The organism is Psychromonas aquatilis, assembly GCF_038155185.1.
GTDB lineage: Bacteria > Pseudomonadota > Gammaproteobacteria > Enterobacterales > Psychromonadaceae > Psychromonas > Psychromonas aquatilis.
The window spans coordinates 26,565-37,269 of record NZ_JBAKAZ010000035.1; the positions used below are offsets into that span (position 1 = coordinate 26,565).

The following is a 10,705-nucleotide window of genomic DNA, read 5'->3' on the forward strand; positions in this document are numbered from 1 at the left end:
GTTTCCGAGAGGAGTGACGGTTCAAGTCCGTCCTCGGGCACCATTTTTTTTCCTAGTCTAGTCAACTAGTTAAAGAAAAGTTACAAGTCAACATAGTTTTGTTTCCTGATATTCAGTTACGTTTTTGGCGTAATTTGGCGTAAAGGAAATATAATGGCAACTCTTCAAGCTCGTAAGGGCAAAAAAAATACAACTTATCGTGTAGAATTTATGCGAGAAGGTAAACGTATATCTAAATCATTCAAAATAAAAAAAGATGCTCAAAAGTTCATGGCACTATTGCTGGTGGATAACGATCTAGCCAATAGTTTAACAAACCATATTTTAACCACTTTAAGTTTTTTTGAAGCCGTCACAAAGTTCTTAGATCAAGACACTGGAAAAGATCCCAGTAAACATCAGCGTTTAAAGCATTGGGTTTCTATATTTGGTGATAAACCAGTAGGTAAGGTAACTCGCCCACAAATTAAAGAAGAACTAAAAATACTATCTAACGAGAAGGCGCCTGCAACATTAAATAGATATAAAGCTGCAATTGGCTCCTTGTATGCCTACTTGTCCGATGAATTTGATATTGATTACAATCCAGTAAAAGGCATCCGTCAATACACCGAAGATAATGCTAGAACTCGGTTTTTAAGTGATGGGGAGCTCTCCAGCTTATTTTCAAGCGCTAAAAACTCAAAATGGGACCAACTATACCTGTTAATTCTAATGGCTGTTACAACAGGTGCTAGACGTTCTGAAATGCTCACGTTGAAATGGAGTGATATAAACTTCAAAGCTAAAACCGCTCACTTACCTAATACTAAAAATGGTGAGCAACGAATATTGACGTTAACAGGTGATGTTGTCACTGAATTAATGAGATTTAGAAATATAGAGGGCTATATTTTTCCTCACCCGAACATACCAAATAATTATTTTCGTAATTTTGATATTTATTGGCAAAGTGCATTGAGAACGGCTGATATAAAAGATTTTAGGTTCCATGACTTAAGGCATACATGTGCAAGCTTGTTAGCTATGAATGGAGCTAGTTTACTTGAAATAGCTCAAGTCTTAGGTCATAAGTCAATTACAATGACTCAGAGGTATAGCCATCTTTGTGTTACTCATAAAGCTAAGCTAACAGATAGAGTATTTGGAGGAATAATTAATGGATGATTTTAAAGTATTTGGTATACCTGTATTTGACAAAAAGTATTCAAAGACGAAAAGTGGCCGCGATGGATTATATGAATTAGAGTTTAATAAATTAACTTCTGAGTTAATTAGTGAGTTTGAAAACGATAGTAAAAGTGCATTGAGTTTACTAAAAAGAATTGCATCAGAGATGCCTGAGTTATTAAATAATTACAGTGCGACCTCACCATGGAACATGATAGCGATTCAACTAGATAAGTTTGGAATTGACGGTAACATTTTTAATTTGTATGAATATGAAGGGCATCAATACTCTATTGGTACTTACCTTAAAGTAAGAGGTAATGCCGAAAAGAATATGGAGCTAATCATAACCTCTCAGCTAGTATTTATCGCATTAGCTATATGTGCTCACCGATTGGAAAACGATCTTGATAATGCATTGCTGGCTTCAGAGATGCTATTTGGGAGTGGTGTACTAATGGGCCAAGCTACCCTTGAGGGCTATATTATGGCTGGCATGTCTTCAACTAGTGAAGCCACTCAAGAAAAAATAGAATTAAAAGAAAAAAGGGTTAAGACTACTGAGAAAAAAGCAAAAAATTTAAGAGTAAGGTTTCCTTGTATATCAAAAGATGCAATTGCAGAAATGATTTTTGATGAAGTAGGAGTCTCAAAGAGTACTGTTCGAGACTATCTAAAAAAAATTAAATTGTAATGCTCCCTAATAATTACAACCCGAGAACTATCATAAATTATTTTTATAAATGGTTATAGCTTAGTTACTTGTGAGTTTGATTTTCACTCACTAGTCAAATGTTGATACTCTTAAGAATTTAATTTTGTATCTAACTCATCTAAAAAAATACTTTGCCCGTAATATTTTTTAGCACCTTTACTTGTTAAGAAATATTCTGATTTAAAAAAATGAACATCATATTTAGCTCTTGTTAAAGCAACAAAGAACAATCGTCTCTTTTCTTGCAACTCTTTATCAGCTGGGTAACACCATTGATATGATGTAAAGTCATAAACCAATCTAGGAAATACCCCATTATCTAAACCTATAGCGATAACAACGTCATATTCACAGCCCTTGCTAGAGTGATATGTTATAAGATTTAGTTTGTTTGATTTTTCCCTATTATCGCCAAGCATTTGTAGATTTATATTATGTAGATCCCCGTCATCTTTTAATGAACTTTGCATTTTCAAAACTTCAGAAAAATCATCCTTTGTTTTAGGTTCATCGACGAATACAGAAAAATGTTCAGTAATTAACTTGCTGACAAAATATTCAGCTGTGATCAAGTGTAATATGTTTTTAGAGCTCCATAAGAATTTAACAAAATTTAGGACAGCTGAATCAATATCTTCAATAAAGTTACGAGTAAGAACAGTGAAAGACTTTATTAAGTCGTTTAAGTAAATACTTTTATCTTGTTCCTTCCAGTCAAATGTAATCCAAGACGCGCAGTCTTCAATGAAGTTTGTCATTGGGTTTTTTCTGTATGGTGCGTTATTATCTATTCGGCTGTAAAACAACCCTCTATCTGTTGCTTTTTGCGCAACTATATCGCCTGTTTTAGCATCTGGGTATAATATTGCGACATCACTAAGTGTTCTACTTTCTAGCAAATCCACGCAAGCTAACGCCTTTTTCAGAGCTTCATCAACTTGCTCTTCTAGTCCATTAGGGCATAAATGGTAATCAATAGTTGCGACTCTATTTTGGTTATGTGCAACCACTCCTTTATTAGCACCAACGAATCCATCCGAAAGATTAACTATATTTTGAGCTGAACGATAGTTAAGTTTCATTTCTACTTTTTCAAAATCACTGCGTTCACTTAGGCTTAAAAGTAATTCAGGGTGCGCCCCTGTAAATCCATAAATAGATTGATCAACATCGCCCACTGCTATTACTTTTACGCCATGTTCAACTAATAACAATACGATTTCATGTAATGGCTTTCCTAAATCCTGATACTCATCTATGACAATAATTGGAAATTTTGCTTTCAGGATATCCCTTATCCACGCATAATCTTTTATCATCTTTCGAGTGATTAAAATTAGATCATCAAAGTCTACTAAGCTATTACTTCGAAGAAATCGCTCATAGTTTGTGACTAAATTAGCATACAAAATATCCTTACTATTAAAAGACTCATCCCTCTCAAGGTAGGACATTCTATAGTTTGTCATAGTTGCGAAGCTGCAATATTTTGCGGCTTCACCTATACGGCTTTTAGCGGATTCAAAACTGTCGTTTCGTTGTTTTTCATTGGCAATTGCATATGTAGCGGGTAATTCAGACTCGACTAGGTGCGCTAATGGAGATACGATTTGACTTAAACAAAAGCTGTGAACCGTCCCTACGTATAAATTTTCATTTAAAGATATACCAATTTTTTTAAACCTCTGTTGTAGTTCCCTACAACATTGTCGACTATATGTTATGCATGCAACCTTTTGATAGTCATTGATTTCTTCATCAAGGGTTTTAGCGACTTTTAAGACTAAAGTTTTGGTTTTACCACTTCCTGGTCCGGCAATAACGGCACAATTAGTATCCGAATCATAAGCAGCCTTTTGACCAAACTCATTTAATTGAAGAGCTTCTGTTTTATAAAAACTAGCTACTTTACGTTGCATGGGTAATATACTCAAAAGACGAAATAATATATTGAGGGCACTGTCCATCAGGGAGCCTGTTACTCAACCTTTTAGCAAAGCGCCCTTTACCAATTTCTTGTATGTACCTTAGTAACGCAAGCATATCTACAGGCGTTTGGTTGTTTCTCCAACCTTCAATAATTGGTCCGACACGTTGCCTCTCTCCATGCTCTTCTAACAAAATATCGCATACGATAGTTTTTAAGACTGGAGAGTTAATTAATTCAGTTTCCAGAGTCTGAGAATTTGTGAAAATACCTTGATTCTGACCTGCTAAAATGATCGTTGCTTCGGGGTTTACACCTGCAACATATGCAGGAACAATCAATTCTAGAAGCTTATCAATTCTTGTTATCCCCAAAGGAACAGGTAGGCTTAAAGGGTCTAGATCTGTAATAATTGTAAATGGTGTACCGATACATTTTAAAAACTTCACATATGGAGCAAAGTTAGTGCCTGCAACTGAACATATTGAAATGCCTTTTTTATCTAGTTCATAACCAAGCTTATTTGCTAACTCAGGTATTAAAAACTCTTCTGCATCTCCTTCAACTAAAATAACCCCTCGGGCAAAAAGCATTTCTCCTCTTGTTACAGTTAAATATCTACTCATGTCTTCAATATCATTTGGACTTAGGATTGAATTTGTTAAAGAGTAGCCCGCAGTTGAACTAATGGCACCAACCACATGTTCTTTAAAAACAATCAATGATTGCAACGGTGCGGAACTAGCGATATGTGGGGAGTGTGTTGTTAATATAGTATTCAGGTTGGCTTCAGAGTTGTAGAAATAATCAAATAGTAGCCTTTGAATATGAGGGTGCAAGTGCGCTTCAGGCTCTTCTATTGCTAAAAAAGTAAACTCTTGTTCATCTTGTTGTATCGAATGCTGCAACTGAAGCAGCTTTAGAGTCAAAAATAGTATATTTGAGCTGCCAGTACTAGCCTGACTTATTGTTCTAAGTCCTGCGTCTATCAATAATTGCAATGACCTAACCAGTTTACTTATGTCCTGTGGTGCTAACTTCAAACTAACCTGTGTAACGTGATTAGTACCAACAATAGTTTCAAGCATATTGTTAATGTTAACAGCTATATTATCGATACTAGGAACGCCATCAAGTGCTCCTTGTGTTTGTTCAAATCCAGCTGCTATTGAAACCTTTTGTTGCTCAGTTAAGTTCTCACTAACATCATCTAAAAAAGCTCTTATTGGTGAACGATTAATATTTTTCAGCTCTCTTTCACAATCTCTTAAGGCATGAAAAAGCTCCATTTGTAAGCATCGTCGAAAGCTACGAGGAATAATGTTTTCAGTATTATTTCCAAGATAAGTATTGTATTCGTAGTCATTAATCGTATGGTTTTCGACACCATCACGAGGTTTAAATTCATAAGTTATTCTTGCAGTATGAGTTGCAACATTAACTAGCCCATCGGCTAACACCGATAGCATCGTTTCAGAGCTATTAATATTATCAATATCTATTGATACTTTAATTGTGCTTCCAATTTTATTGACGCCTAAACCGTCCCAAAAATCATCAATATCCAGAAATCGTTCTAATTCTGACAAAGAAGGATCAAGTATTAGTCTAAGAGCAAAAAGAAAATTACTTTTACCAACTTTATTTTCCCCTACAATAACCATATTCCTATTGGTATTAATTTCAAAATTCTGAAAGTTTCTGAAATTCTCTATTTTTACTCTTGATATATGCGTCAATTAAAACTCCTTTTTTATATTGCACTAATTTATTAGGTTTATTTAACATGTTCAGAATATAAAGCAGCTTTCGATAGCTTAAGAACACTTAGCGCATTGTTAAGTTGTTGGGTCAATAAACTTATGATTAGGAAATTTTTTATTTATTTCAATTATTATATTAATATCAAGTGATTCAAGGCTTCTAACTAGGTCTAAACTAGATTTTTTTAACTTAGACGTAGATCCTATATAGCATCTACGTCTCATTCAGTGGCAATATAACAGTTGGTTAAAATAAACGAGGAACGAGTGGGGGTAATTCTTTTAGCCCTGTTGAGTTACTTGTTCGGTTTACCAGTTACACTTTGATCTCAAAGGTTTTATTGCTTCTTCAATACCTGAAATATCAAATGTTGTCATTACGGAGTTTTCGCCATATGGTGTTAACTGCATAAGGAGCTTTTCCTTTCCAAACAACTTTTTAATAAATGGTATTGATGTATTCCCACTCCATTTACCAATATGCTCATTTTTTGTAGATAGTGACCACTTGGTTTTCCTAGCCTTCAAGTTATCAATTCTGTAAGTCACATATGTTGAATCTAAGCCTAAATATACCCCCCACCATACGGTTAAAGCTGTTGTATTTTCTTTACAGCGTATAATTAATTCTGGTGTTATACGTTTATTGTAACGGTTTAGAATTGTTTCATTTCCAGATACTCCAATATAAATATTCGTTGAATCGTCCAGAGGAGATACTTCTTCTTGTTTGGTCCATTTTCCAGAGCTTTTATGCAGGCTAACTTTTGGGCTTGCTACTCCAATTTTTCTTGATAATAAATCGAAACAAGCTAATCGTTCAATACTGTTTAGCTCGGTAGAGCAAATAGCAATATCTTTTTTGAGCACATCGTTAGCATATGTAAAACACGGAACTAAATATAAAACAAAAATATATTTTTTGAACATACCTTACCTTCTTGTAAATCTAACAGTGTAACTAAGCTGAATTATTCAGTATTAATATCGAAAGTACGGAATAGTTTAGTTTATTAAAATATACTCTGCCAGAACATAAAAATAATAGCTTAACACTTTTGATCAAAAAATAATCATATAAGTAACCTTAAATTTCTACTTTAACTGTATATAAACCTCAATCAAATTTAATGGTAGCCGATAAGCTTTTACCTTATTTTGTTTTAGATTACGAAGTTGCAGAAAACAGGCTATGTTTAGCTGTAATATTTAATGCCTTTAAAGTGAAAGTTGAAATAGTTTTAAAGTGATTACTTTGTAATTGCGTTATTGTTTTCAGGAAGTATTTAAGTGAAGATATTATTTATGCACCTAAACGCCACAAAACTTAACTAACTGTTTTTAATGCTTATAACTTTTTAGCCTAGTTAATTTTTGATCTTTTTTCTGTTGTGCAGTGATCATTATTAATTGATCGCTGGTCACTGCTTAATTGAAAGAGCTCTATTTTTTGTGATCGAATAAGACTATAAAGTTATGTCGGTTTCGCTTTGACTTGACTTGTTCCGTAGTCATTCGCTTTTACTGTATTCTTCTCTTTTGATTTAACTTTTGCCTGATAAGATATTCGGTAGATTGCCTTCTCTTTTGTATTGTCATCTACTAATTTTACTTCCCTATGTATGATGTAATAACAATTTTTTGGAGTAAATAAATGACCTCCATTTGTAATCTCATTCCATATTTCTTGGATTGTATTGAGGAGTTTATGAGGATATTTTATTTTTGCTCCATCTAACATTAATGCCATGTGGTAATGCTGTGTTCGTGCTCTGTATTGTTCTCTGCACCATGAGTAGCCGAACTTCTCTATCTTGTAATACTGTTTAATATAGAAGCGTAACTTACTTAGTAACTTTTTCATATATTTGTTATCCAATGTGAATACTTTTACTCGCAAATCAAATACCACGACAAAGAGGCGTTTATACCAAGTTAAAGAGTTTTCAATTTGATTTATTATTTTTCCCATCTGCTTAGTAAATATCGGTTTTCCTTTTCCTGCATTAACACTAAATAACTTTTTGTTACTTTTAAAAATAGGACTTTCACTTTTATATTTGGACATATTAATTAACTTATAATCCCTAGATATTATTAACCCCAACAATTTAGAAGCGTGTAAGCCTTGTGCTGTATGGCTTCAGCGGTAGTTAAAGGCTAACAGAATAGGGTAGAAGCCTTGCAAATGTATTCATAAGGCTTCATTACCATTCACTTTCGGTCATTTATCATCAATAACTGAGTAGTATTAAGTTATTGCCGTGGACTTCAACGCTAGCCAGTTATCTACTGACTCTTTTGTCCAAGCACATGCTCTGCCGTTATCTGATAATATTGGTGCAGGAAAAAATCCTTGAATTTTCCACCAGCGATATAATGTGCTCTCTGAACGATTAATCAGTTTAGTGACTTCTTTGGTTGATAATAGAACTTTGCCATTCATGTTAATTAGTACCTTATTTTGGGCTTAATTTCTTAAGCACTGCTAGCTTTATTAAAACCTTCAATTTGGTCTTAATATGCTTAAAATTACGTTTATTTACGCCTTGTTTACGCCAATATTCTCCTTAGCTACTGTAAACAAGGGCTTCGTGTAGGATTTTTTATCCGTTATTTGATTTATTCCGTTAATTTCCCCGCTAGCCATAGGCCAAATAATGGCAAGCAAACATACCCACGTTTACCCACTTGCTTGTAACAAGTAGATAAACCTTTGTGCTGTTCTCTTTGCCAAAACAAACGCTTTAATTGTGTTTGTGTAAATTGAGGAAATACCTCAGGAACCTTAGTCATAGGTTGCCAGTTGTTGAGGTTCGTTACATGTGCATCAAATTGGTTTAAGTCAGTCATAGTTTTGTTTCTCCACACTGCAGTTGTTTGCAGTTCGGAAGTGACTATAAATTCCATAAATCAGAGTAATAGAACGGTTTGCTCTGATTTTTTGTGATAAAAATCTCATTTATGTTTTTAATTCAAGATTTTATTCATCTTTCTATATCCGTTATATAGATAAGAAAGGGGATTAACTTATGGATTTATAAAGTTGTAGATAGCAAAGGGATGATTGAATAACTCGCATAGAAGGGTCTTGAAGTTTTAGGCCTTATAACTGTTTCGTAATGGTGGTGCTTTTAACTCAAAACATTATGTTGGTGTAGTTAATTGTTTTTCGTGCTCATTACGATTTATAAATCTAAATTATTTTGTGTAAATAAAAAATCAAAGAGTATGATCATGTTATTATTACTAGTTGAGTATTTGTTGATTTAAAGGAGGTAAACATTGGCTAGACGAGGTAGTGGCTTAAGAGCAGTTGTAAAGGTTGCTAAAGCAATAGATCGTGCAAACAAGCAAGCCGTTCGCGACGCCCAGCGTAGGGAGAAATCTCGCCAACGAGCCCAAGCGCAAGCTGTTAGAGAACATCAGAAATCTGTACGTGAAGCTGAGCGAGAATTAAAGAAGCATGTGAAATTACAAAAGTTAGCGACAAAGCAAGCTTTTAAAGGTGCGCTTATAAGTGCAAATGAAGAATACCTAGAACGTTGCGAAGATCGTGCAGCTCTTAGAAAGCAATTTATACAAGAGGTTTTAAGATAAACAATGAATAATAATATACTGATATTTGTAGGTATTGCTCTTGTAGCAATTTTGCTCACCTACATATTTACGAAACGAGCAGCAGACAAAAAAGTTAATAAATATAAGTCTCTAGATGAAGCTCTAACAAAAGCGAAGGAAAAGCTTGAAGTACTGACAAAAACACATGAATCAGTAAAGGAATCTACACAAGTTGCTAAGCAAGAGCTCTCTACTATTAATACTGAGACCGTTGAACTACAGGCTTTAAAGCTGCAAGATGAAGCACTTCAACTGAGTATTCAAGAGCAGAAAAAAACTTTTGAAACTATTAAGCTTAATCTAGATGAACTGAATAGTAAGATTAATAAGGGTGAACTTGATCTCAATGAACTTATGGGAGACATAGATCTCTATTCTCGACTTGATGAATACACTGCTCATGGTCATTTTGAGATGCCAAAATATCTATACGAGACATCTATTCGATATGCTGAAGAAATTAAAGACATCAGACAGCAACAGAAAGACATGATCAAAGATAAGAGTGCGATCACCTTCCCTGAATCAACAGTTATTTCTAACGATAAAGCATTCAATAAGAAAATTCTTAATGGGCAAATTAAGCTAATGCTTACAGCATTCAATATTGAATGTGACATGTTGATTGGTAAATTGTCTCCTAGCTCATTTGGCCGAACGTTAGAGCGAATCGAGAAGTTAGCTAATACCCTAGAGAAATCAGCAGCAACCCTTGAATGTGGCTTTGATATTGCCTACATCGAACTTAAGTTTGAAGAATGTAAACTTCAGTATCAGTATACACTTAAGAAACAAGAAGAGCTTGCAGAACAGAAGTTGATCAAAGAACAGATTAGAGAAGAGCAACGAGCAATAAAAGAGTTTCAAAAAGCAATAGCTGATGCAGAGAAAGAAGAAAAAATGTTCCGAAATCTTCTCGATAAAGCACATGAAGAACTAGCTAAAGCGAGTATTCAAGAGCGCAGTGAAATGGAACTGAAAATAGCTCTTCTAGAGCAGCAGTTAGTTGAAGCTAAAACTAAAGAGGAACGCGCTAAGAGTATGGCTGAACAAACTCGTAAAGGTCATGTTTATGTAATAAGTAATATCGGTTCATTTGGTGAAAATGTTTACAAGATCGGTTTAACACGTAGGTTAGAGCCTATGGATAGGGTCAAAGAGCTTGGTGATGCTAGCGTACCATTTCCATTTGATGTGCACGCTATGATTTATACAGAAGATGCTCCAGCACTGGAAACGGCACTACATCGAGAATTCAGTTCTCAGCGAGTTAATGCAGTAAATCTTCGTAAAGAGTTCTTTAGTGTTGACTTAGACGATATCAAGGAAGCTGTTGAAAAAATTGCTGGTATAGAAGCCGAATTCAAGATGACGGCATTAGCTGCAGATTATTATGAAAGCTTGAGGTTAAGTGAAGCAGCTTAAAAGTTAGAAGTAGCACTGAAATTAAAAACGACCCTGTAAATAACTCTGTGTAACTGCGGTTTTTAAATGTAATCTTTAAGGCGG

The 10,705-nt window shown here is 34.5% G+C and carries 10 protein-coding genes; 4 read left to right on the forward strand and 6 right to left on the reverse strand.

The genetic code is table 11. The annotated features are described in order from the left end of the window. The first annotated feature begins 153 nt into the window (after positions 1-153). Both V6256_RS10100 and V6256_RS10105 read left to right on the forward strand, forming a co-directional pair. The gene (locus tag V6256_RS10100) at positions 154-1,167 is read left to right on the forward strand and encodes a tyrosine-type recombinase/integrase (RefSeq protein ID WP_341598089.1); all 1,014 of its coding nucleotides are present in this window, start codon (positions 154-156) and stop codon (positions 1,165-1,167) included. Then, positions 1,160-1,864: a hypothetical protein gene (locus tag V6256_RS10105; RefSeq protein ID WP_341598090.1), complete on the forward strand. Its 705-nt coding sequence runs from the start codon at positions 1,160-1,162 to the stop codon at positions 1,862-1,864. Before V6256_RS10100 ends, V6256_RS10105 begins: the two co-directional genes overlap by 8 nt. Before the next feature lie 110 nt (positions 1,865-1,974). Here V6256_RS10105 and V6256_RS10110 read toward each other — a convergent pair whose 3' ends face one another. The 6 genes from V6256_RS10110 to V6256_RS10135 all read right to left on the reverse strand — a co-directional run bounded on the left by V6256_RS10110 (position 1,975) and on the right by V6256_RS10135 (position 8,428). Then, entirely contained in the window at positions 1,975-3,804 is a 1,830-nt protein-coding gene (locus tag V6256_RS10110) for an ATP-dependent helicase (protein ID WP_341598091.1), read from the reverse strand. Continuing rightward, positions 3,794-5,551, reverse strand: a complete 1,758-nt coding sequence (locus V6256_RS10115; protein WP_341598092.1) for an ATP-dependent nuclease — start codon at positions 5,549-5,551, stop codon at positions 3,794-3,796. The genes V6256_RS10110 and V6256_RS10115 overlap by 11 nt, the downstream gene beginning before the upstream one ends. 333 nt (positions 5,552-5,884) lie before the next feature. After that, on the reverse strand, positions 5,885-6,505 hold the full coding sequence (locus tag V6256_RS10120) for a type VI secretion system-associated protein TagO (RefSeq protein ID WP_341598093.1): 621 nt from the start codon (positions 6,503-6,505) through the stop codon (positions 5,885-5,887). Between the two features lie 544 nt (positions 6,506-7,049). Continuing rightward, on the reverse strand, positions 7,050-7,643 hold the full coding sequence (locus V6256_RS10125; RefSeq protein ID WP_341598094.1) for a YagK/YfjJ domain-containing protein: 594 nt from the start codon (positions 7,641-7,643) through the stop codon (positions 7,050-7,052). Between the two features lie 183 nt (positions 7,644-7,826). After that, the gene (locus tag V6256_RS10130) at positions 7,827-8,021 is read right to left on the reverse strand and encodes a helix-turn-helix transcriptional regulator (protein WP_341598095.1); all 195 of its coding nucleotides are present in this window, start codon (positions 8,019-8,021) and stop codon (positions 7,827-7,829) included. 176 nt (positions 8,022-8,197) lie between these two features. Continuing rightward, positions 8,198-8,428, reverse strand: coding sequence for a hypothetical protein (locus V6256_RS10135; protein ID WP_341598096.1), 231 nt, complete (start codon positions 8,426-8,428; stop codon positions 8,198-8,200). 432 nt (positions 8,429-8,860) lie between these two features. Here V6256_RS10135 and V6256_RS10140 point away from each other — a divergent pair, with 432 nt between their 5' ends. Together V6256_RS10140 and V6256_RS10145 are read left to right on the forward strand one after the other, a co-directional pair. Next, positions 8,861-9,175 carry a hypothetical protein gene (locus V6256_RS10140; protein WP_341598097.1) on the forward strand — a complete coding sequence of 105 codons (315 nt, stop codon included), beginning with the start codon at positions 8,861-8,863 and terminating at the stop codon, positions 9,173-9,175. A 3-nt stretch (positions 9,176-9,178) separates the two neighbouring features. Further along, on the forward strand, positions 9,179-10,621 hold the full coding sequence (locus tag V6256_RS10145) for an SNIPE associated domain-containing protein (RefSeq protein ID WP_341598098.1): 1,443 nt from the start codon (positions 9,179-9,181) through the stop codon (positions 10,619-10,621). Positions 10,622-10,705: the final 84 nt, after the last annotated feature.